This window comes from Flavobacterium poyangense, assembly GCF_011751075.1.
Taxonomy (GTDB): Bacteria; Bacteroidota; Bacteroidia; order Flavobacteriales; family Flavobacteriaceae; genus Flavobacterium; species Flavobacterium poyangense.
In genome coordinates, this window is sequence record NZ_JAALLN010000005.1 from 156,877 (window position 1) to 181,791 (window position 24,915).

Here is a 24,915-nt window from a genome sequence, read left to right on the forward strand (position 1 = left end):
ACACTATCATACTATTTCTCTATCCATTCCCGAAATGAGGTGGTACTGCTCTGGCTGGTTTTAAGGTGTTTCTCAAATCCTTTAATTTTTAAAGCAAAAGCATTCTTAGAATAACGCTCTACTCTTTCAATATACTTTTTTTGAACCAGTTCGCTGCGGTTAATTCTGAAAAAGCACAGGGGATCTAACAGAACCTCAACTTCTTTAAGAGTTGCTTCGTTGAGCAAATGTTTTTTTCCTGATTTATCAATCGCAAACAATACACCTTCGTTAGCTTCAAAGAACAAAATATCATTTGTTTCAATAAAGTAAATTCCTTTGTGATTGCTAATTGTGAAACGCTCTTTATAGGTTTTTAGCGGACTATTATTTTGAAGAATCTGATTTAACTTAGTGACTAAATCGCTCTCATTGGTATTTGATTTCGCTAACAACAAATATTTGTCCCAGGCTTTTTGAAAACGCTCCATCGAAAAGGGCTTCAATAGATATTCGATGCCATAATTCTCAAACGCATCCATAAGGAATTGATCATAAGCAGTGGTAAAAATAATGGGGCAGCTGATGGTAACCTGATTATAGATTTCAAAAGCATTTCCGTCCAATAGTTCAATATCAGACAGTATCAGATCAACATCTGTTGTGGACAAAAATGAAATGGCTGAGGTAACGGTATCTATTTCGCCTACTATTTCAACAGTTTCGTTAACCTGACTCAAAAACCTTTTTAGTTTTTTTCGTGCCGGAATTTCATCTTCTATGATTAGTACTTTTATCATTGTTAGGGTTTTGAAATTAGAGGAATCGAAACAGAAAAGGTAGTATCGGTTTTGCAGATTTCTAATTGTTCGTTTGTTAGCAGATAATATTGTTCTTTTAAATTTTGTAACGCTCTTCCTGATAAGGATTTTGAATTGCGTTTAGGAACAATAGTGTTGCTTACCGTCAGTTTGTTGGCTCTGTTTATTTTTATACGAATCGGATTTGCTTCTGTCCCCAGATTGTGTTGAATGGCATTCTCTAACAGCAATTGTAATGTTAACGGTACAATATGGCCGCTTAGTTCTAAAGTTTCTGTTTCCAGTACATAAGCCTTTCCGTATTTGTATTGCATCAGGTTGAAGTATTTTTTGGCAAAAGCAAATTCTTCTTCTAAGGCAATTATTTTTTTATCGGAAACTTGTAAAACGTAGCGGTAAATTTCGGCAAATTCGTTTAAGAAATCAGAAGCTTGCAATTGATCTTCTTCAATGAGCTGATCCAAAACATTAAGATTATTAAATAAAAAATGTGGATTTAGCTGCGCTTTTAGCTGATCTATTTTAGTGGCTGCCAAAGCCTGATTGTACGCCATAATTTGCTCTTGATTCTTTTTATTCTTTTGATAGTAATAATAAGCCAGAAAAAAACTTCCGTAAATAAAAGCATCCATGAACTCTGAAAATGTAGATAAAATCAGCGTTTTGCTATTAAAGTTGCGCTCAAATGTATCAAATAAGAACGCAAGAACGAGCCCAATCGTTTTCATGGTTGCCAGATATACTAGCAACGAAATACTGAATATTTTTATAACTTCCTGAAAACGGAAGAGCTCTGATTTTTGCCAGCGTTTGATAAAAAAATGCAGCACAAGAAATAAAATACATGCCGACATTAGAGAAGCAATTGGACCATCTGGAGTAAACAGAAACCAGTTTAATTTTTGTCTTATCAAAAAACGGATTTGTATCGATTGTGCGTAAGAGAATAAAAAGACAAACAGTATAAAATACCTGGCTTGTTTAAGTTGAGATAGCATGTTTTTCATTTTCTATTGACGATGTAGTAGTACAAAAATAGCATTTCTAATTAGGCAGCACTATTGACCGGATATTTATTTGGTGTTATTTTCCGGGAATGAAGCAATGATGTTACCATTGTCGTCAAAAAAGTCCAATTTGGCTTTGTTTTCCTTATCGACATAAAACATTGCTTTTGGTTTTCCTTTATCATCAAATAAAAAGAGTCCGTTGTTTTGACTTTTGGATTTTCCGAGCATTACTCGTGTAGCACCGCCTATATATCCTTGTTCTTCGTACTCCTTTAGTTTTTTCTCCATTGCTGCCGGATCTTTTTTTCGCAATTCTGCCAGTTCTTTTATGATTTCAGATGTTTTAAGCTGCGATTCTTTTGTCGGACGATCATTAAAAGCAAGAGTACTAGATACAAGTCTCTTATCTCCTTGAGTATAATCTTGTGTAAGCAATTGCATGACCTGATCGCCATCATATTGGTCATAGGTTAGCGATAAACCGGCTGAATGTCCGTTTTCTTTTTTCTGACCATCATATATAAAACCGCCACATTCAATACCTTCTTCATTAAAGAAAAGCATTCCTGAACGTTTTTTACGTCCTTCATTAGTAGGTCTTTTATTGATGATGTCTTTGCCGTTTGGAAAACGATCTACATTGGTAATAATCATTTTTACAGTTCCGTCTTTTTCCACAATATTAATACGCTCTACATCAATTTCAGTGAATTTTGGATTGCTTTTGTCTTTAAAGGCAGAGTTCATAAGTACAATCATTCCTAGTGAGGTGGCGATTGCAAACGTTCTTAAGAGTACTAATTCTTTGTTCATTGTTTTACTGTTTTTCATTGTTAATGGTTTGAATTTGTAGTACAAACCTATCTTAAGAAAAACTTCTTATCAAGCGTAAAACAATGAGCTAAGGCAAAAAGAGGATGAATCAGGTATTTCAGCAAATGAGTGCAGGCGAGTAAAAAACACTTACCGTTTCTTGAGTCAACTTCGTATCTAGGCTATAATTGCAGCTAAATAAATCCAAACGATAAAAAGAATTTGCAGCGGAATTCTAAAATACAAATAACGAAGTCCTTTACCCTCAAAAGTTCCTTTTTGGTAATCTACCTGTTTAGCAGCTGCATAGATATTGGCGGGAAGTATCAGAATAAAAAATACAATTAAGAGCCAGGCAGTTGTTATTCTGATTTGGGGAATAAATAGTCCGATGGCAGCGGCGATTTCAATGAATCCCGTTAGCCAAATAACGGCAGTTTTATACGGAATAAAGTCCGGTAACATCATCGTCATGCCTTTTGCAAATGCAAAATGTGCTATTGCAGTAAACAGAAGCATAACCGACATGGCTATTCTTGCCGCTAGAGCAAAGTTGTAATCACCGGAAATAATAGTAAGGGAAATTATGGAAATAAGGAAAACGGAAATCAATACTAGTAATGGTTTCATATCTTTTAGAATGAGGGCTTTAGTGCCCCATTCAAAATTATAAAAAAATATTCAAGTTGTATGTTTTTAGGAGCAAGTTGGAGACTAAGTGATGTTCTTATCTCTTTTAAACCCCGTATTTATTGTTTAAAAGTTGATTTTGTACTCATTTAATTTATATTTCATGAGTTCTTTGCAAGTTGTTTTAAATCAGGTATTTATACTCTTTTTTGGTTCGTTTTCTTTAACGAGTTTTGTTGTGCTTTATGAAAAAATCTTACAAAAATAAGTGGTTTTGTAAAGAAAGTAAAGCAAGTTTATTTTTCGAAAACCAAAGAATTACAATAAGACTATTTTTTATTAACCCTAAAACAACCAAAATTATGAAAATGAAAAAAAAAGCATTTTCTGAACACTCAGGGATTATGAGTAACAGAAGTCCTCCTTGTTATTATAAAGAGTTTAGAAGAACAAAAGAACCCATTAAATCACAAATCTTATGAAAAAATTATACAAAATTATTCTCTTTTGTGTCTGTGGAATAACATATTCGCAAACACAGGAAGATATCGAAAATATAAGAATCAATTCAAATATACCGGAGTTGGAAGCGCTTAGTGTACAGTACAAGAGCGAAGCACAACGAGATAAGGAACGGGCTTTTAGTTTGGCCAAAGCTAATGGCTGGAGCACTACAATTATAAATAAAGATGGTACAGTAAGTGAATTGATGGGAGTTTCCGAAGATGGAAAAGAGCCGCTTTATTTTTCACCGGAAAACGTAAATGCTGCAAAATCAACCCGTACCAATTTTCTGAACACAGGAGGAGGTCTTGGGCTTAACCTTAACGGACAAGCTTTGACTGCCTACGTTTGGGATGGAGGTGCTACACTTCCTACTCACAATGAGTTTGGAGGAAGGGTTGCTATTGGAGATGGTGTTACCACTATTGTTGCAGGTAGTAACAATAGTCAGCATGCCAATCATGTTACAGGGACTATTGTTGCCAGAGGTGCGGTAGCTGCTGCAAAGGGGATGGCCTATCAGGCCAGAGCAAGAACTCATGAATGGAACTTAGACCTGTCTGAGGCAACCACAGCCTCAACAAATGGGATGTTACTCTCCAATCATTCTTATGGTTGGGGATTAAGAAATGCCTCAGGAGGTGTTATAATGGCGCCGTGGCGATTTGGTGCTTATGAAACCGCTGCAAGAAATTGGGATGTTTTAATGTTTAACGCTCCTTATTATCTAATGGTAAAAGCAGCCGGTAATGATGGTCTTGATAATACAGCCAACCCAAGTCCGCTTGGAGGTTTTGCCAGTTATGATAAACTAACAGGATATGCAACGGCAAAAAACAATCTTGTAATCGCGAATGCCAATGATGCCGTAATCAATTCTGCGGGAGTATTAACGAGCGTTAGTATCAATACTTCGAGTAGTCAAGGACCAACAGATGATTTGAGAATAAAACCGGATCTTACCGGAAACGGAACATCTGTTTACTCTACAGCAACGCTGACAGCAACACCAACACCATTAACCAATACGAGTTATGGTAATGCAACGGGAACCTCTATGGCATCTCCAAATGTGACCGGTACTTTACTTTTATTGCAACAGCACTATAGAAATCTGAATGCCAATTTTATGCGTGCGGCAACTTTAAAAGGATTGGCGTTGCACACCGCAGATGATGCAGGTCCAACGGGCCCTGATGCTATATTTGGCTGGGGTTTACTGAATGCTAAATTTGCAGCCGAAACCATTTCTAAAAACGGAACAGCTTCTATTGTTCAGGAGCATACTTTACCAAACGGAGGTTCGTATAGTTTTCCGGTAACATCAGATGGGGTAAATCCGTTAATTGCTTCTATATCCTGGACCGATCCGGCCGGAGCTGCAAATACGGGAAGTATTGTAAATGTAGGTACTGCCCGATTGGTAAACGATCTTGATATACGTGTGACCAATTCTGCAGGTACTGTTTTCCCATACAGATTGCTGTCGGCTACCACAAACGCACTGGGAGATAATACCAGAGACCCTTTTGAACGTATCAGAATTGTTGGGGCTGCAGGTAACTACACTATAAAAATTACGCATAAAGGATCATTGGTTAATGGTAATCAGAGATATTCTGTAATTGTTACAGGTATTACGGTACCAAAAGCGGATTTGTATGTTAAAGACAGACCTTTTGATACCGGTTTAGAACCGAATCCGGATTTAGGCCCTATGTGGATAAGCAGTGATATTTGGGTAAGACAAAATATTGATGGCGGACTTGTGCATCAGAACGCCGAGTTTAAGGTGAGCTCTCCAAATGCAGTATATATTAGAGTTTATAATAAAGGAACAAGTCCTAGTTCTTCAGCGAAAGTGAGGCTTTATTTCTCAAAAGCTTCAACCGGATTGATGTGGCCTACTCATTTTGTTAATTATAATATAGGAGCAGTAAAACACGGTGATGAGATTGGAGAAGTAAGTATTCCGTCTATCCCGGTAGGAGGCAGCACTATAGTAATGGTACCATGGTATCCGCCAAACCCTGCAAATTACACTTACGATCAGCATCATTTCTGTTTAATAGCCAGAATTGAATCTCCTAGAGATCCGATGTTTAATGAAGTTAATGGTGTTGTAATTACTCCAAATGCTAAAAATAACAATAATATAGCCTGGAAAAATCTAAGTGTTTACAATTTAAACACAACTAATATTGTAGCTCCGGTTGCCGTGTTTGTAAGAGGAGTTCAGGGAAGAAATATTAATCTAAGATTTGTGGACAAAGGATTTAATGAAGATCTTAAAAACAACTTCTTTGAATTAGGAGGTACAATTGAAGCCACACTGGATCCACGTTTGTTTGAAAGAGCACAGGCAAATGGTAGCCTCAACGGAGTACAGATTATTGACAAAAATAAAATTCTGATCACTACCAGAGAAGGAGCCATAACAAAATTACCTATTGATAATGGGGAAACTTTCGGTATAACATTAGATTTTAAAGTAGCAAAAGACTTTCCTCTAGGTGAAGAAATTACTTTGGATTTGGTTCAGGAAGATGCTGACAAAGGCGAATTTGAAGGCGGAGAACGTTTTAGCCTTGTAAGAGCTGAAAAGCCTGCTAATACTAAAGGAAACGAAATTGTGCTGAAAGAAGCAGCAGAATCTCAATTGTTTACAATCTATCCGAATCCGACTGATGGAGTATTTAGAATTAGTGTCAATACGGAAGAGCAGGGAACTCTGAAAATTGTAAGCATTTACAATAAAGTGGTATTTAAAGAAAAAACTACTAAACAGAAAGAGTTTGCTGTGAACATTGCCAACCAATTACCAGGAGTTTATATTGTTCAGTTTATTTCTGACAACGGAACAGTAACTACCAAAAAAATAATTAAAAGGTAAATTTCGCTTGATTAATTTAAATTACTGGTTGAATAATGTAAAATGTATGTTGTGAAATGTAAAATGCTAGTTTGAAATGGTATATGCGTTAATTAATAGATTTTCTTGCTTTAGATGAAGTGATAGAGTTTAAATGAATTGTTACAACTATATGTTCGTACAAAGTAAGATAGTAATCAATTAAACAAACGTATTATTTTCACATTTCACATTTTACAGTATACATTTTACAGTATACATTTTACAGTATACAATATACATTTTACAATATACAGTATTCAACCAGTAACCTAAGTTAATGTAGGTAATTGTCACGCATATAAGGCTTGGTCTATTTGATGTGTTGAACCATGCCACCCAAAGAGAGGCTGTTTTACGATACGTAAGACAGTCTCTCTTTACTTTTTTATAGAAGACTTAAAAAGAAATAAAGCTAAGCCTTCGGGACCAATTACTTTGTGTATTTAATTCGCTCGGCTGGTGAGAATTATAGTCAGCATATGTAAATGCATATTTTTCTTGTTAAAACAATATGAAAAGAAACATATTTCTTTCACAGATTCAAACTATGTCTCTATGTGTTAAAATATAATTACTCCCAAGGGTTTAACTCTATAGATATAATAGATTTTTTTGATTAAGATTTGCAATATATGCAATCTTATTGCCTAATTTTGCGGGGGTGAGATCAGAATGTTATTGGGCTGATGCGAGGATTGAACTTACTTTTTAATTAAAGCATTTTTATGATCGCAGATAATTGGCCTAAACATATTCAAAAATATCTTTTTCTACTTAAGGATAGTTTTTTTGAATTCCCATACTTGTCTAATTCTCCACAAATGATGCTCGAGAGTATCATAAAATTGCCTGTTACCAATCATGCCGCTTCAAAGCAATACATCGATCTGAATACTCCTCTTTATAAAGCAATCATGCGGTATCGCAAAATCGAGGAAGGCTTTTGGATTTTAGGAACAGAAATGGAGGTGCGCGAGAATATAGTAGCCAAATCAACTTATGACAGAAATCAGCCAAGCGATTATTATTTGCTGACATTTTCTGTTTTTAAGTATAAGTTTCCATTTAAAGATTCAAAAGAGATAACGCTTCTTAGTACGTGCTGGACTTTTAGTAAGCCGAATACCGAGGTTGCCACTTATTTTTATAAAGGTACAAACGGTAATTTTTTTAGTTTCGCCATTAGCAAAGAGTGGGCGGAAAGGAATTTTACTTCCAAAAATTTTCCGCAAAGAAAAGCGATAATGAAGTTTTTAAACGGACAGAAAGGTTCTTATACCTGGTTGGATATTGCGCCTAAAGCACATGACTTAGGAAAAACGATACGGAATATCCTGAAAATGGATAGAGAAGAACCATCAGATTGCCTGATGCTTAAAAAAGAATCCATGAAACTAATGGCGGAGTTTTTTGCTAATTCCTTTGAAGACAATAGAATTTTAGATAATATCTCGCTGAGTAATTTAGATTATTACAATGTTGCCAAAGCCGAAAAGATGATTTTGCATAATTTGCATCTTCCTTTTATTGGTATTGAGGCCATTGCAAAAGAAGTGAACACTTCTCCAACTAAGCTCAAAGCAAATTTTAAAGCCGTTTTTGGGTTTTCAATGTTGCAATACCATAAAGAAAAAAATATGCTCCTGGCGATGCAATTAATGAAAAAATCGAATATTCATATTCAGATTATAGCAAATGTTACCGGCTATGATTCTGCCGGTCGATTTGCTTCCAGTTTTAAGAAACGCTTTGGCAAACTTCCATCAGAAGTGCGTTTTTTGCTTGCTGCAAATGGTTTTCTGCTGTTTTTTTCTTTTTTGTAAGGGATTTGTCAAATTGTAGTGTATTTTTATTTTTTGTTTATTTTTTCTTGGGGTAGTTGTTAAGTTTTTGATTTTTAATCACTTGAATTAATAAAATGATTTTGTGAGTTTGTTTTTTTTATTAGGAGATGGCATTTGGTTTTTCGGGATTATAAATATGTCCGAATTGACTATTCGCTTTTTTCTTTTCCCTCTAATTTTGCGTTCGAAATAAAACGCTTCAGGAGAAGAAAACAAACAAATCTTACTATTGATAATGCTGTTTTTTAGTTTCTTAGCTCCTGTTGAATTAGAGTAGAACGGCTTTGAAATTTTAAAAATGATTTTGGTTTTTATTGCTGTTTTATAGTAGAAAAAGGAAACATATTGTTTCATTTTAAGAAGATATATTAGTATTTTCTTCACGATAAAAAGACTTAGCTGTTTTTAATTGGAATTATGTAAAAACAGTTTGCAATTAAATTTAAATATAACAATTCCGATTAACTGTTTTTTATGTTTTTGAATAATACGATTGATAATTTTATGAAATATCTGGGGCTTTTTTTATTGTTGTGCGCTCTAAAAGGGCATTCACAAGAAATAACTCCCGAAATTAAGGAATTTAATGCCAGTTTAAGTCAGTACGATACTAAGAATCAATTAGACAGTATTGGGTATGCCATTGAAAAGTTTTTGGCAAAAAGCAATTTGACTCCGTTTGAGCATCAGTTTGGGCTATTCTCTCAGGGAAATTATTATAAAATTATAGGAAAACCGGATGAGGCCTTAGTTATTCTAAAAAAAGCAATTTTACTTGGAGGAGAGGGAAAGGAATCTAAAAGATTGTATTATAGATGTTTGTATATTTTGGCCGATATTTATTTCACCAAAAAAGAGTATAAGAAAGCCTTCAATTATGCACTTTTGTGCAAAGATCAACTTCCTGAAAAATCCAGTAGTTATATGATAGCACATTTAATTACAGGATATTACTACTATTTAAATTACGAACACAAGAAGAGTATGAAAGAATTTTTGCTGGCTGAAGAAGCGGCAAAAAAGTATGATTATTGTAAACTGTCGGAAGTTTATGTAAAAACAGCACGCATTTACAGTAGAGAAAATCAACTGGATAAGGCTAAAGAAGTAATTAAAAAGAGTATTAAAATTGCAGACAGTTGCGATGCGCCGGAGAATAAAATTAATGCTTTGCGAACACTGAGAGAAATCCTTGTAGAACATGGCGAATTTGAAGGGGCTCATAAAACATTTGAAAAATTAGACCACTTAGTTGGATTAGAAGATACCAAGAGAAGAAACATTAGAATTGACTCTTTTGAGATTGCCAATAAAGCCAAATTCAGAGAACAGCAGAATGCCAGTTTGAAAAGATTAAATAAGGCGAAAGAGGAGAAGTTAAAGCAACAGAAAACAGCTCTTGTCGCCTTGATTTTTGGGATTGTTTTGTTAACGATATTGCTTTATGTGGTTTTTGTTTTGACTAAAAAACAAGCCAAAACGAATGCAGCTTTAAAAATCCAAAAGGAAGAGATTGAAGCCAAAAACAAGGATTTAAAACGTCTTAATCTGCTTCACCAAAAGATTTTTACTGTGATTTCTCATGACTTTAAAGAGCCGATAACTACTTTGCGAATTTTACTGGATAAAGATGAAATTGTGAGCAACGAGAACAAATTTGTATCCCCTTACATCCAGGCAATCAGCCAGCAGTTAGAACAATCAGACGGGATGCTTAACAGTTTGCTAGACTGGGCAAAAATGGAATTGGTAGCAACGGTTTCTAGAGAAAATGAAATTAGATTGTACAACCATGTTACGATGACACTTAAGGAATTATTAAAACAGTCAGAGGCAAAAAACATCAAGATTTTAAATTATATTTCAAAGAAAACAATTATCGTTTTTAATCCAATGGTTTTGAGTATTGTCTTGCGAAATATTATCAATAATGCTATTAAGTTTAGCTACGAAAATAGTACTATTAGTATTGAATTTGAGAATAATGAAATCAGAGTAAAAGATTCGGGCAAAGGAATGGAACAGAATAAATTGCAAAAACTGTTCAAACAAAGCATAAACCCGGGAGTAGGAACAAGTCTGGAATCCGGATTTGGAATCGGACTGTATTTCTGTCAGGAGTTAATGCTTAAAAATAAAGGAGCTCTTGATGTTTTTAATAATGAATCGGGAGGTTGTACCTTCCTAATTATCTTACCAAAATAGGGAAAACCACTATTAACTTAACAATTAATAAACCGCTAATTTGTATCATGCTACACATTGCCTTTTTTGAAGATCATCCTATAGTATGTGACGGTCTTAACAGTTATTTTATAAAACAAAAAGATTTAGAAGTTCATTTTTATGCTAAAGATAAAGAAGAACTTTATTTAAAAATTTTACAACATCCTGCATTAGATCTTGTTATTGTTGATTTAATTGCAAATGATGTACAGGGACTGGAAGTTTATGAATTCCTCGCTAAGAATCATCCGGATTTAAAAGTTATTGCATTTACATCACTTTCGAGCCCGATTTTGGTAGAAAACCTGCTGGCGATGGGTGTTAGAGGATATGTAAACAAAAACCAGGATATTGATACTTTATTAGGAGCTATAAAAATAGTGTCCAATGGAGGGATTTATTTGCCTGAGGATTACTCTTTTTTATCCAAACAGAACAGGCCAAATACCACCATGACGCTTACAGCAAAAGAACTCACCATTATGCAGCTTATTATTCGTGAATTTACGACTTCGGATATTGCAAATGAGCTAAGACTTTCAGTAAATACAATCGAAAATCATAGAAAAAATATCTTTAATAAACTCGATGTAAGTAATGTTGCCGGAATGGTACGAGAAGCATCAAAGTTGGGGCATATAAACTAAGAGGCAATACAATTTCTACTGGCATTGAAAGGAAAAGATTGCGAAAAAAAACTGCCACAGATTTCACTGATTTAAGAGATTTTTTTTTTGATTTATAGTTGTTATTAAACAATCTGGTCGGAATAAAATTCGAGCTTTTTTATGATAAAATGATAGCCCCGGAGGGGCGTTATATTTATAGATAGAATTTGAAATAATGATGTTAAACTCCGGAGGAGCGGCATATCCGATTTGCATGTCTCTCCTCCGAAGCTCCCGTTGTGTTGAAAATATTTGCCATAAATCGTCGCTTCTCTGAAGCTTAAGAAATTATCCGAAAGGTGAAGATTGCGAAAAAAACTGCCACAGATTTCGCAGATTTAAAAGATTTTTTTTTGATTGATAGTTGTTATTAAATAATTAGCTTGAGTAAAAAATAAAGCAATTTGTGAAAATTTGTGCAATTAGCGGCAAAAAATAGAATTTATGGTAGTTCTTCCTTTTTGCCTGATCTCAAAAGGATTACACTGAAAATCCCCGCTGTGAAAAACATTAAAATGCTGTAGAGAGCGGCAGGTAATGCGAGAGCTTTAGATCCTAAAAGTGTCATAGCAATATAAATAGCAAGGGTTCCGTTATGAATCCCTACTTCCATAGCAATAGCGATTGACTCGGCTCGTGGTACTTTTAGTACAGATGGCAGTGCATACCCAATACCAAGACTGGCAATATTAAAGACAAGGATGGGCAGACCGACTTCAGCAATAGTAGTGGCTAAACTATTTTTCTCTTCAATAATAGCAACAACAATAATGACCAATAGTACCAGGAATGAAAAAATCTTTACGGGTCTTTCTGCGTTTTTAGAGAAATTGGTATTTCGTTTATTAACAATCATACCCAAGACAACAGGGAGAAGTACCAAAGTAAAAACTTGCAAACATTTGCCAAACTGCAGACCAATACTTGCTTCATCAGGAGAGAAATATTGCGAAGCCAAATTCACAATCAGAGGCAGACTAAAAATCGCAAAAATACTGTTAGTGGCGGTGAGTGTAATGTTTAAAGCAACATTGCCTTTAGCAAAATGGGAGTACAGGTTTGCAGTAGGCCCACCGGGACTGGCAGCCAAAATCATCACGCCTAAAGCCAAGGTTGGATTGAGGTCAAATAAAATGCAAATGATAACAGCGATAAGTGGCAATATAATTACTTGACATAAAAGTCCCAATATTATACTCTTGGGGTATTGTAGTATTCTGCTAAAATCTTTTGTAGTGAGAGAAAGCCCTAAACCAAACATAATAATGGCAAGTGCGATTGGAAGTAGTACGTTGGTGATTAAGGTCGTTAGGGTCATAAATTAAGAAGTAATTTTTTTTGATTAATAATCTCTTTCAGATTACTAAAGTAAAATCTGTAATTTTTATAAAAACATTTATTCAAAGTTAATACCTAGTTCTAAAATACAACTTGTATTTTAACAAACGGGCAGTAGTATTTAATAAGTGTTAGTTTGATGTACAGAAAAAGATTATTAGAGACCCCGAAAAGAAAGTTTCCAATCTTTGTAGATAGTCAATATGATTTCTTTTTGCATCAAAAGATAATATTGTGACAAAAAGAAATGTAAGGCAACATTCAAAAGTTTTAGGGATTATATTAATTGCCTCCTGCTTTAGCTGGAGGTAAAGAATAGTTCTATGATAGAAAGAGGCTTTAGCCGAACGTTTAAAGAAGTTCGGCTAAAGCCTTTGTTTTTTGCTAAAATTGTCTCCAGCTAAAGCAGGAGGCAATTCATAATCTGCGATTATTGTGTTATACGGAGGAAGTGAAACATCTTTTCTGTATGTTTTTTATTTGTTTTAAGTATTTGTTGCTAATGAGTTATACTATTTTAGAGCATTATACAATATACTAACAGGATGTTGCGCTTTTCGGTTGGTACCGTCCGCGATTTGATGCCTGCAACTGGTTCCTGATGCCGAAATTAAAGTAGCTTCCTTTTCGGAGCGAATAGAGGGAAATAAAACAAGTTCTCCAATTTTCATTGAGATAGCATAATGCTCTTTTTCATAACCAAAAGAGCCCGCCATACCACAACAACCACTCGGAATATTGAGTACCGTATAGTTTTTGGGAAGCATTAGAATTTTTTTCAAGGGCACTAAGGATGACAAGGCTTTTTGAAAGCAATGACCATGCATACGTACTCGTTCTTCTTTGTTTGTGAAACTATCAGAGGATATATGTTCTTTGTCTAATTCCTGAGCCAAAAACTCTTCAATAAGCAAGGTTCTGCCTGCAAATGCTTTGGCTTTTTCTTTGAGTGCTCCACGACATAAATCCGGATATTCATCGCGGAAGGATAATATAGCAGATGGTTCTATTCCGATTAGAATCGCATCATTAGGAATTGCTTCTGCAAAAGCCATTGTGTTTTTTTCCGCAATTGCACGAGCTTCTTTTAGCATTCCTTTTGATAAATAGGTTCTGCCGCTCATGCCGATTTCAGGAATCACAACTTCATATCCTAAACGGTTGAGTAATTGAACTGCTGTTTGCCCAATTTCGACATCATAATAGTTTAGAAATTCATCATTGTATAAATAGACTTTACCGTGAATAAAGTTTCCTTTTTGAAGGTATGTTTTAATCCATTTTGCGAAAGTGATTCGATGCATTTGCGGAAGCTTTCTTTCAACAGCAAATCCGGTTGAACTTTTGACAATCTTTCCCAGAAAACCTTTAGTCGATAAATTATAAACCCACGGAATAGAAGCAAAAAGAGCATTTATTTTTGGAGTGTTTCCAATCAGCTTTGAACGGAATTTGACCCCATTTGCATCATAGTTTTGCTGTAAGGTTTCCGCTTTTAGCTTGGCCATATCAACATTAGAAGGGCATTCAGATTTACAGCCTTTGCAGCTTAAACACAAATCGAGTACTTCAAGAAGCTCCTCCGCATCAAATTTGTTTTCTTTTGTTGAATTAGTGATCGTTTCTCTCAGTATGTTGGCTCTGGCACGGGTGGTGTGTTTTTCGTCTCGGGTAGCCATATAACTCGGACACATAGTACCACCGGTTTTCTCGGTTTTTCTACAATCTCCGGAACCATTACACATTTCGGCTGCTCTTAGGATTCCGTTATGCTCTGAGAAATCAAAGTACGTTTCCGGCATCGGAGTATCCTGCCCCGGAGTATACCTTAAATTAGTGTCCATTGGAGGCGTGTTCACAATTTTGCCCGGATTAAAAACATTCCACGGATCCCAGGTATTTTTGAGCTGTACAAACAGTTGGTAGATTTCTTCTCCAAGCATTAGGGGAATAAATTCACCACGCAGTCTTCCGTCACCATGTTCGCCGCTAAGTGATCCTTTATATTTTTTAACTAAATGCGCAATATCTGTGGCTATGGTTCTAAAAAGAGCCGTGCCTTCTTTTGTTTTTAAATTGAGAATAGGGCGAAGGTGTAATTCTCCTGTTGCCGCGTGTGCATAATGTACACAGCTTAAATTGCGTTGCTTGAGTATGGCATTGAATTCTTCTATAAATTCCGGCAAATCATTTACATCTACCGCCGTATCTTCAATAACCGCAACTGCTTTGGCATCTCCCGGAATATTTGACAGTAAGCCAAGTCCGGCTTTTCGTAAGTTCCATACTTTGTTGGTTTCTTCACCATAAACAATCGGAAAATGGTAGCCGAGGTTTTTAGAACGCATTAAAGCTTCCATTTCTTGTGCTATACGATCTATTTCTTCTTGTGTATCTCTTAAAAATTCAACTACCAGTATGGCCTGAGGATCTCCTTTTACAAAAAAGCGATTTTTACTTTGTTCTAAATTTTCCTTTGTGCATTCTAAGATGTAGTGGTCAATAAGTTCAACACTATCGGGATTAAATTTTAGCGCTTCCAGATTGGCTTTTAGAGAGTCATTAAGACTATCGAAATGGATACAAACCAAGGCTGCAAAAGGCTTTAAAGCAGGAACCAGGTTTAGTTTTATTGCGGTAGCAAAAAATAAAGTTCCTTCTGATCCGGCAATTAATTTGCAGAAATTAAATTTCTCATCAGAAGTTGTAAACGGCAAACTATCAGCTAATAAATCCAATGCATAACCCGTATTTCTCCTTGGAATTGATTTTTTAGGAAATTTTTTATCGAATAAATTGCGATTAGCTTCAGAAGATAATAATTCTTTAATCTGAAGATAAATAGATTGTTCCAGCGAACTTACAGTATCAATTCCGTTGCATTTATTTTCAAATTCTGTGTTGGTTAGTTCTTTGAATGTTACTTCGTTTCCATCAGCCAAAAAGCCTTTTATTTCTAAAAGATGTTCTCTTGTAGAACCGTATACAACCGATCTGGCACCACAAGCATTGTTTCCTACCATACCGCCAATCATGCAGCGGTTGCTGGTAGAAGTCTCAGGACCAAAAAAAAGTTTATACGGTTTTAGGTGAAGGTTAAGTTCATCGCGAATTACTCCCGGTTCTACCCATGCTGTTTTATTGATTTCATCTACAGCAATAATTTTGGTGAATTCCTGTGAGATGTCTACAACAATTCCGTTACCCACCACCTGACCTGCGAGTGAAGTCCCGGCCGCACGCGGAATCACACTGTTGTTGTTTTCACGGGCGAAAGCAATGATTTTCTGAATGTCTTCTTTTGTTTTAGGAATGGCAACAGCCAACGGCATTTCTTTATAAGCACTTGCATCTGTAGCATACAACAAACGCATAGTATGATCGTAGAATAGTTTACCTTCTAATTGTTTTTCTAAACTTTCAAGATTGATGGGGCTCTTTGAAAGGGCAATAGTATTTTTCATTTATAACAAAATCAATTTTTATCAGGTATACTGTAGCTATATTTCTAGAAAAAGAGTTCTATAATTCGCTTAATGCCTGATCTAATAAAGCTACCATTTCATCTGCATTTTGTTTGTTAAAAGGCATCGGTGGTTTTATTTTTAAAACATTATGTAAAGGGCCATCTGTACTTAACAAATATCCTTTTTCTTTCATTTTTTCAACTATACTGTCAATTTCAGCAAGTGCAGGTTCCATTGTAGTTCTGTCTTTTACCATTTCTGCACCAATAAACAAACCATGACCTCGAACATCGCTGATAATCGGATATTTAGCCATTAGTTCTCTCAGGCCATTCATTAGATGATTTCCGACCTCCAGAGCATGTTGTTGCATTTCTTCTTCCTGAATAACATCTAAAACTGCCAAACCTGCTGTCATAGATACAGGATTACCGCCAAAGGTGTTAAAGTATTCCAGACCATTGTTAAAGGCATCAGCAATTTCGTTGGTAACAATTACGGCTGCCAGAGGATGACCGTTTCCTATTGGTTTTCCCAAGACAACAATATCGGGAACTACATCCTGTAGTTCAAAACCCCAAAAATGGTCACCAATTCGTCCAAAACCAACCTGAACCTCATCAGCAATACAAACGCCTCCCGCTGCTCTGACAGATTGATAAACTGTTTTTAAATAGTTTTCAGGAAGCGGAATCTGCCCCCCAACACCTAAAAGAGTTTCGCAAATAAAAACAGCCGGAGCTTTCCCTTGGGTTTTTAAATCTTCAATAATGCGTTGTACATCGGCTGCATATTTCTCACCTGCATTTGCATCTCCGTATTGATATGGACCACGGTATAAATCGGGATTAATAGCTTTATGGATCCATGGCATTTGGCCAGAACCGCCTTTACTGTCAAATTTGTAAGGGCTCATTTCCATAGCAACAGTAGAAGTTCCGTGATAGGCATGATCTAAAACAATCAGGTCTTTCTGTTTGGTGTAATGACGACTCATACGAATCGCAAGGTCATTGGCTTCACTGCCGGAATTCACAAAATAACAAACACTTAGAGCAGGAGGTAAGGTTGCTGTAAGCTTTGCTGCATATTCTATAATAGTATCATTTAAATAGCGGGTATTGGTATTTAAAGTAGCAATTTGTTTTTGCATTCTTCGAACAACTACTGGGTGACAGTGTCCTACGTGTGAAGGGTTATTTACACAATCAACAAAAGTTCTTCCCTGATCATCATAAAGGTATTGCAAGGCTCCTTTTACAATTTTTAGTTTGTCTTTGTAGCCAATACTCAAATTGCGACCAATATTTTCCTGACGTGCCTTTAAGAGATCGCTATAATCATTTTCTTTAATACTACCTTCAAAACCACAAGCTTTTCTAAAAGTGTCCTGTGCTTTGATCGGGTTAATTTTGATGAGCTGATACAGTAAATCCCAAGCCGGTCTTTCGGTAATAAAATGATGTTCATTGTTACTGTCCAAAGAGGCATTATAGGCAGATTGTGTAACGCTGATGCAAAGTCTTCCGGCTATTAAATAATACAATAAATCGGTTTCTGTTTCCGTAAGGGCGTATGCTTTATGATAGCCTTCCACAATTAAAGCAGCGCATGCCAATGGATCTTTTTGATCCAGCATAGCATAAGTACAGGCGATCGCAAGATTGTTGATCAGAGCGGTAAAAACCATATCTCCAAAATCAATTAGCCCGCTTATCTGATCGTTCTGTACAAGTACATTGTAATCATTGGCATCATTGTGAATGTAGGCATGACGTAACTGATGTATTTTAGGAGCAACTTCGGTATCAAACTGTAGCAAGAAATAAGAAGCGATACGTCTTTTTTCGTGATTTAAAATGTATTTTAGACTATCATTTGCTTCACTGGCACGACTGATATCCCAGATATAACTGCGATGCATTGCCGGGTGTGAAAAATCCTGAAGCGCTTTATCCATGCTCCCTAAGAAGGAACCTAAATTAGAAAATAACTGATTTGATTTGTTCTCCTTTTCAACCCAAAAAGTGCCTTCCAGAAAATTTAAAATTCTCAGGTAATAGATTTTAGAATCTTTTTCAATTCTGGTCAGTTCTTCTCCATCTTTATTGAGGGAAAAATGTTGAAACAGAGGCGCTATATTACTTTTAGACAAATGTCTGATAATTTTGACCTGAGCTTCCAAAAAGGGAAAGGAATGACTTTCGTTGGATATTTTTAGAATGTATTTTTCATTTTGATCATTAGACAGTAGAAAATTTAATTCATCATATCCATTTAATGATTTTACACTAACGTTTAATCCGTAATGTTCCTTTACTAAGGTTTGAATAGCTGCTTCTGAAAAAGTCATCATTTTAGTATTTATTTTAACGCATTGGGTGTATGTGTAAAATATAATTTTTATCATTTACACCCAACAAGTTTATTTTTATATTTCTTTTTATTGGTCCCGCAAGTAATAATAAGCACACACTTTAGTTTTTTTTGCCACAGATTAAAGGATTAAAAAGATTTAATCTGTGGGAATCTGTGCAATCAGTGGCATTTTTTTTAACTGTGTTGACTCTAACTTGTTAGTTCAGACTAAACGGGTTTATTTCCAAATTACCGCTTGTGCCGGTTGTAACGGGTTTTGACCAACGAGTATTTTACTACCTTGCGGAATAGGTAAAGTAACAGCTTCGTTGGTATAATTTACACCTACATAAAAACCGTCTCTCCATTCAATAAAAACACCTTTTGGCAAATTCTCGATCGCGATATTGGCACGGGAATATACGTTGCGGACAATTTCTCTTTCTAAGTTTCCATCATTGCTTTCAACACCAATGTAGGTTATGGTTCCTTTACCCAGTTTTCTTGTTACGACCGCTGCTTTTCCTTTATAAAATTGATCATCATAGGTTGCTAAAACTTCTGTCCCTTGTTTTGGTGTAAGCACATCAGCCCAGGTATTCCATTGAAAAGTGGTGTTTCCTGCTTTTATTGCTCCATTTACGTCCGTAACCAGCATATCAAAGAAATCCACGTCAGCACCTATTAACGGTACGATAGGGGCATTCCAGTTGGCTTCAAAAAAATGTCCGTTTCTGTCTTTTTGCCCTGTACGACAAGATAAGATTAGGTGGCCCCCGTTTTCAACATATTTTTGCCATTTAGCAACTAACTTTTGGTCTACTAGCTGATAAGCCGGTGCAACAATCACCGGATAGTTGTCAAAATTGTCCTCTTCGGTAATAAAATCCATCGGAGCTCCGGTTGATTTTATAGCGGCTGTGTATGTATTTCTATGTTTCCAGGTATTCCAGTATTTGGTTTGTTTTTGGTTTTCTAAATCCCAAAGATTGTCATGGCTCCATAAAAAACCTGTTTTTCTTTTTGCCAGATTTTGAGGTTGTACCGCTTTAGGATCGTATTCCTTGCGCAAGAGTTTCATATCCTGTATCGACTCAACAAATTCTTTTCCTCCTTGAGTAAGTGTGACACCATCTGTTCCCACTATACCATCGTGATACATTTCACTGCTTCCCAGCGGATGTCTGTATCGGTACGTACAAGTAAAGGAGCAGTTACCACCAAATGCCTGAGAAAGCCACATGTGCACCGTTCCCGGCAATAATTGCGGATTGATACCGGCCCAGTTTACTTGTCCCGGTTGCAGCTCCATAACCCCTGTAACACCATTTATAGAACGATAATAATCGTTTGCTTCATAAATTTTACTAGGATTACCCATTCTGAAATTTTGACCACCGAGCTGATTTTGCCCGCTTACAGGATACATGGTGTAGGTAACGAAGTCCATTTTGTTGGCACTGCGAGGATCAGCATCATAAATTACATTGGTAAAGTTTGTGGTGATCCATTGTTTCGGATCAACATATTTGCGCAATATTTCAGCTTGTCTGTTTAGATAATTGGCTTGTGCATCTGAAGTAAATCGTTTGAAGTCTAAAACCGCATGCGGACTTAGTTTGTCTTCAAAATAAATTTCGGCATTCGGTAAAACGATTTGTTCGAAGTTCGAATAGCGTGTACTCCAAAAACTACCAACCCATTCTGTATTTAATTTTTCGATCGTACCATATTTTGCTTTTAACCAAATTTGAAAAGCTTTGCGGGCGGAAGGACTAAAATCGGCTGTAGCCAAAGGCTCATTATCGATTTGCCAACCCATGATATTTTTGTTTTTACCATAACGTTTTCCCAATTCAGCTACAATCTGATCGGTAAATTCGCGGTATTTTTCGTTGGTTACAGATACATTGGCTCTATTACCGTGTTCTCTGCGACGACCATTTGCATCGGTCAGATAGATCTCAGGATATTTGTCACCCATCCATGCCGGTGGGGTTGGGGTTGGGGTGCAAAGGATCACTTTTAAACCTTGTTTTTCGGCTATTGCCAAAGCATCGTCAAGCCATTTAAAATCATATTTACCTTCTTCAGGTTCCATATAAGTCCAGGCAAATTCGGCAAAATGGGTAAATTCAAAACCTAATTTTTTAATGTTTTTTAAATCGCGTTCCCATTGTTCCCTTGGCCATTGTTCGGGATAATAATAAACTCCGATCTGCATTAAATCAGATTTGGTAAAAAAGCGTTTTGGGTCTGCTTTTTCTGTCACCGGAGTTTTCTTTTCCTGCGCGAATAAGGAAGTTGAGCAACCTCCCGATAGCAGTACTATTGATGCTATAAACGTAGTTAATTTCGAACTGTAATGATTCATTTCTTAATTGGTTTTATCAATTTTATATTGTTGTCGTGTTTTGGACGCGGATGATACTGATTCGCTATCGCGAAGACGCGGATGGACGCGGATTTTATTATTATTTTTTACTTCAATTTTTTATTGTGACTGAATTTCAGACTAAGATAGAAACAGATTAAGCTTAAAAAGTGTTTTTATCTGAGATACATTCTATAAAATCATACAAGTACTTTTGAATAGCTAGTATTGCTTAGTTTCAATTTTTATTTGTAAAAAATTTTAACCGCACCAATAAAAACATCCAGTATAAAAAAAAATCCGTTTTTTTTCCGCGTCTTCGCAATAGCGAATCCGCGCAATCCGCGTCCCATTCCGCATGTTCTTTATACCTTATTCGTCTAAAAGTAAAAGTAAGTAATGTGCCGCAGACCAGCTGAAATTTTCTGATTCTAATCCTTTCCCCGTCAATGGGTGGTAATTCTCACGAATTGATTTTCCTTTTTCGAAAGCGCCTTCTGCATTGTGAATAAGTTTATCCGAAAGTTGATTGGCTTCGTTCACATATCCATATTTTAGTAATCCATCAATTCCAAAGTAACTTTGATCGAGCCAGTTTGGACCTCTCCAGTACCCATTGTCGGGTTTGAATTTAGGATGATTTGCAGCTAAAGTCGGTAACGGAACAAAAGTATTGAAAGATAGGGGGTCTAATAAGTTGTTTTTTATAGCTTTTGCCTGTTCGTTGGTTGCTGCTTGTACCCAAAGAGGTAAATAGCCTTCACAGCCCATATCTTTCACAAAATTCTTTCCATCGATTGTGGTGTCATAAAACCAGCCTGAGCTGGCATCCCAAAATTGAGTTTGAATCTGAGTTTTTAATTTATCGCTTTCCGATTTCCAGTTTTTCTCTTCGTCTGCCAATTTTAAAACTTTAGCCATCAGAGCCAAATAGTTTTTTTCGGCGTATAAAAAAGAGTTTAAATCAACACTTTCCTGATCGATAGAATAGGCATTTTCGCCGTTTTTTAATATTTTACTGTTGTCAAATCGTACGGCATTGTCCATACCGCTTTCCCACTTCCCGGCAATTAAAGTACCGTCTGTAGAGCCAAATTCACAAATTCCATCCTGATCATGATCGCGTTCTTTGTACCACCAAGCGTGATATTTTTTTAATTTAGGATAAAATTCTTTGATAAATTTAGCGTCCTTAGTCTGTTTGTAAATTTCCCAAACTGCCCAGGCAGCAAGTGGAGATTTGGTATTTCTGTAATTATTAGGCTCGATTAAAGTATCTCTGTAAATACAATCCGGAATAAAACCATTTGGCTTTTGGTAATCGAATAAAGCACGCATTTGATTTTTGGCTAATTCGGAGTCAAAGTGGGCTGCCGCTGCGGCATGTTTCCAGCTGTCCCATGCCCAGAATCCATGAAACCATTCGTAATGATAACTTGGAAATATACCTTCATGTTTTAATCCTTCGGCTGCAATTCGGGTATTGTTTTGTAAAGTTAGAACTAGTTTTGCAAGGAAAACAGAATAATCGGCTCCTTTATATAGTGGTCTCTTTTTCGAAATTAACTGAGTCAGTTGTTTTTCTTTCTCGCGTTTTGTATTTTCTAAAAGGGTATTGAATTTTATTTTTAATAAATTTTCCTTTTCTTTTTTCCAATCGTATTGTGGAAAAATATAGGTTTGGGAAACTACGATTTCTTTAGTTTCATTTGGTTTTAAGGTGAGTTCAGCTGATTTTGCAGAAAAACCATTTTTTGTGATTTCAATGGTGTTTTTTTCGTTAAGAAACTGAATATGTCCTATAGCATTACTTTTTGAAGAAACAATTTGGATTGCATTTTCTTCAGCACTTAGTTTTAGATTATCGAGATATAGTGTAGAATGAAAAACCGGAGTAAGAGTAATTGTTTTTGATGATCGATTTTTGATTGTTGTTTTTTGAATAGCTGATTGACCGGATGCAAACACTAATTCTTGTGTAACGTCCAGGTTATCGTTTTGAAATTGTTGTTCTAAATGACTGTTGTAACTATTTTGATTTTTTAAAGCAGTTTTCCAGTCGATAAGCTCTTGTTGTTTGTTGTCAAGAAGGTGTAAAGAAATAAAAGAAGCACTTAACCAAACTCCGTTTTGCTCCGTCATTAAAAAAGGGCCTGAGAATCCACCTTGGGCTGCAGCGGGTTCCAGAAAGCCAAATCCAAACCAGGCTCCTTTATCAGAAAAGGCTAATGCTTTACGATCGGTTGCATTTTTTGGGTCTCCTTTGTAGTCCAGACTATTTTTGCTCGCTTCTAAGTTGGTGTATTTATTTTGAGCAAAAGTACTCTGCATCAGTAAAAAGAACAAAAAAATATAAAATGCTTCTTTTTTGTACATGATATATAAGTTATTTGGTGTTTTTGAAATAATTACCCTGAAAGATTTTAGTAATGCTTTCAGGGTAAAAATAAGTCTAATTATTTTGTATTTCCGTTAAAGGAACAGGATAAAAGTTATTTTTTGCAGCATCAAAATTGTTGCGTCCAACAGCATCAAGAGCCGCTTTGGTTTTCCCCCAACGACGTAAATCGTAAAAACGGAAGTTTTCTAAAGGAAACTCAATGATTCTTTCGTGTTCAATTTGAGCTTTTACAGCATCATAAGTCGTACCGGTCATGTTTGGCATGTCTGCACGCTCACGAACTGTATTGATAAACGGGATTGCTTCAGCCGGACGTTGTAATTCGTTTAAGGCTTCTGCTTTCATCAAAAGAACATTCGAATAACGCATTAAAGGAACGTTAAGCCCTAAAAACTCGGTATCCATTTGTTCCTGAGTAGGAGGCAGGTATTTGCGGAAAACCGGTTTGTCTAAAGTACCAAATTTTTGATCATAGGTAGCTCCAAAGATTCTTGGATTGGCAGCATCATTAAAATAAGGATCTTTGAAGAAAATAGTAGCGTATAAACGTGAGTCGTAATTTCCAGTAGTGGCAATTTTTCCTTCTTTTTTAAATTCGTTCATCAACATGGTTGTTGGCAGGATTTCATCCCAGCCTCCTAATTCGCTGGCAGCCATCCAGAAGTGTAATGCCGTACGATAGAAAGCACCATTAGAAGTGTTCTCTGTAAACTGAAGTTCAAAAATAGACTCTTTAGAGTTTTTATTTGTTCCGTTAAACATACTCACATAATCCTTTACAAGATCATAACCCTGAACTTTATTTAAAGCAGCAAGTGATTCCGTAAGAAAGGTTTGTTTTTGTGCTGTTTCTTCATACGCTCTGGTCAAATAAGCAAAACCAAGATAGCTGTTTGCTGCTCCACTTGTTGCACGACCTGTTTTTTCTGCCGGTTGTGTTGCCGGAAGGATGGCAGCAACTGCTTTTAGTTCGCCAATAATAAAATCCCATGCTTCTGCACGTTCAGAAATCGGAATGCTAATTTGATTCTGATCGGTGATGTACTTGTTTCTGATTTTAATTTTTTCCCAGTTCAAAATTAATTTTAAATGGTAATAAGCTCTTAGAAATCGTGCTTCTGCAATAATTTGGTTTCTGTCTGCATCGTTGATAGAGGAAGAGGACATTTCACCAACTTTAGTGATAACCTGATTGGCATTACTAATACCACGGTAGTTGTATTTCCAATAGCTTGTAAACTGAGTATTACCATTGGTGTAGGTAAAATCAGCAAGTTCTACCCAACTTTGATAGTTAAGGGCATCGCTTCCTAGTTTGCAAATGTCTTCGCGATAAGCTTCTACTGGCCATTTAATTTCAGAGAAGGCGTATTCGTCGATTGACGCTTCCAGGAAGGCATAAGTAGCTGAAAGACCCGCTTCTGCATCTGCTTTATTTCTCCAAAATGTAGAAGAGTTTAATTGATCCGGTGATTGTTGTTCCAGGAAATCATTACTACATGCTGTTACTGTTAGTAAACCTAAAACAGTAAAAAATTTGAATATCTTTTTCATGATTGTTTCTTTAT

14 protein-coding genes are annotated in these 24,915 nt (G+C 36.0%); 4 read left to right on the plus strand and 10 right to left on the minus strand.

From position 1 onward, the window contains the following. Positions 1–11 precede the first annotated feature (11 nt). The 4 genes from G3A47_RS11405 to G3A47_RS11420 all read right to left on the minus strand — a co-directional run bounded on the left by G3A47_RS11405 (position 12) and on the right by G3A47_RS11420 (position 3,253). Entirely contained in the window at positions 12–779 is a 768-nt protein-coding gene (locus G3A47_RS11405; RefSeq protein ID WP_166922358.1) for a LytR/AlgR family response regulator transcription factor, read from the minus strand. Positions 780–781: 2 nt separating this feature from the next. Continuing rightward, positions 782–1,807, minus strand: coding sequence for a sensor histidine kinase (locus tag G3A47_RS11410; protein ID WP_166922360.1), 1,026 nt, complete (start codon positions 1,805–1,807; stop codon positions 782–784). Positions 1,808–1,873: 66 nt separating this feature from the next. Then, entirely contained in the window at positions 1,874–2,641 is a 768-nt protein-coding gene (locus tag G3A47_RS11415; protein WP_243860420.1) for a hypothetical protein, read from the minus strand. A 159-nt stretch (positions 2,642–2,800) separates the two neighbouring features. Then, a complete protein-coding gene (locus tag G3A47_RS11420; protein WP_166922362.1) occupies positions 2,801–3,253 on the minus strand; it encodes a DoxX family protein in 453 nt (150 codons plus the stop codon). A gap of 478 nt (positions 3,254–3,731) precedes the next feature. On the opposite strand from G3A47_RS11420, the gene G3A47_RS11425 reads away from it, so the two are divergent. The 4 genes from G3A47_RS11425 (at position 3,732) to G3A47_RS11440 (ending at position 11,388) form a co-directional block, all read left to right on the plus strand. Beyond that, positions 3,732–6,650, plus strand: a complete 2,919-nt coding sequence (locus G3A47_RS11425; RefSeq protein WP_166922364.1) for a S8 family serine peptidase — start codon at positions 3,732–3,734, stop codon at positions 6,648–6,650. 746 nt (positions 6,651–7,396) lie between these two features. Continuing rightward, the gene (locus tag G3A47_RS11430) at positions 7,397–8,494 is read left to right on the plus strand and encodes a helix-turn-helix transcriptional regulator (protein WP_166922366.1); all 1,098 of its coding nucleotides are present in this window, start codon (positions 7,397–7,399) and stop codon (positions 8,492–8,494) included. A 495-nt stretch (positions 8,495–8,989) separates the two neighbouring features. Continuing rightward, complete coding sequence (locus tag G3A47_RS11435; RefSeq protein WP_166922367.1) at positions 8,990–10,720, plus strand: tetratricopeptide repeat-containing sensor histidine kinase; 1,731 nt, start codon at positions 8,990–8,992, stop codon at positions 10,718–10,720. Between the two features lie 47 nt (positions 10,721–10,767). Continuing rightward, positions 10,768–11,388 carry a response regulator gene (locus tag G3A47_RS11440; protein ID WP_166922369.1) on the plus strand — a complete coding sequence of 207 codons (621 nt, stop codon included), beginning with the start codon at positions 10,768–10,770 and terminating at the stop codon, positions 11,386–11,388. 463 nt (positions 11,389–11,851) lie between these two features. On the opposite strand, the gene G3A47_RS11445 is transcribed toward G3A47_RS11440, so the two are convergent. The 6 genes from G3A47_RS11445 to G3A47_RS11470 all read right to left on the minus strand — a co-directional run bounded on the left by G3A47_RS11445 (position 11,852) and on the right by G3A47_RS11470 (position 24,901). Continuing rightward, positions 11,852–12,727 carry a bile acid:sodium symporter family protein gene (locus tag G3A47_RS11445; RefSeq protein WP_166922371.1) on the minus strand — a complete coding sequence of 292 codons (876 nt, stop codon included), beginning with the start codon at positions 12,725–12,727 and terminating at the stop codon, positions 11,852–11,854. Between the two features lie 532 nt (positions 12,728–13,259). Beyond that, positions 13,260–16,211, minus strand: a complete 2,952-nt coding sequence (locus G3A47_RS11450) for an FAD-binding and (Fe-S)-binding domain-containing protein (protein WP_166922373.1) — start codon at positions 16,209–16,211, stop codon at positions 13,260–13,262. Positions 16,212–16,269: 58 nt separating this feature from the next. After that, on the minus strand, positions 16,270–18,570 hold the full coding sequence (locus tag G3A47_RS11455) for an aminotransferase class III-fold pyridoxal phosphate-dependent enzyme (protein ID WP_243860422.1): 2,301 nt from the start codon (positions 18,568–18,570) through the stop codon (positions 16,270–16,272). Between the two features lie 240 nt (positions 18,571–18,810). Next, positions 18,811–20,946, minus strand: coding sequence for a beta-galactosidase (locus G3A47_RS11460; protein WP_166922375.1), 2,136 nt, complete (start codon positions 20,944–20,946; stop codon positions 18,811–18,813). 372 nt (positions 20,947–21,318) lie between these two features. Beyond that, complete coding sequence (locus G3A47_RS11465; RefSeq protein WP_166922377.1) at positions 21,319–23,322, minus strand: MGH1-like glycoside hydrolase domain-containing protein; 2,004 nt, start codon at positions 23,320–23,322, stop codon at positions 21,319–21,321. Between the two features lie 76 nt (positions 23,323–23,398). Continuing rightward, the gene (locus tag G3A47_RS11470) at positions 23,399–24,901 is read right to left on the minus strand and encodes a RagB/SusD family nutrient uptake outer membrane protein (protein WP_166922379.1); all 1,503 of its coding nucleotides are present in this window, start codon (positions 24,899–24,901) and stop codon (positions 23,399–23,401) included. Positions 24,902–24,915 lie beyond the last annotated feature (14 nt).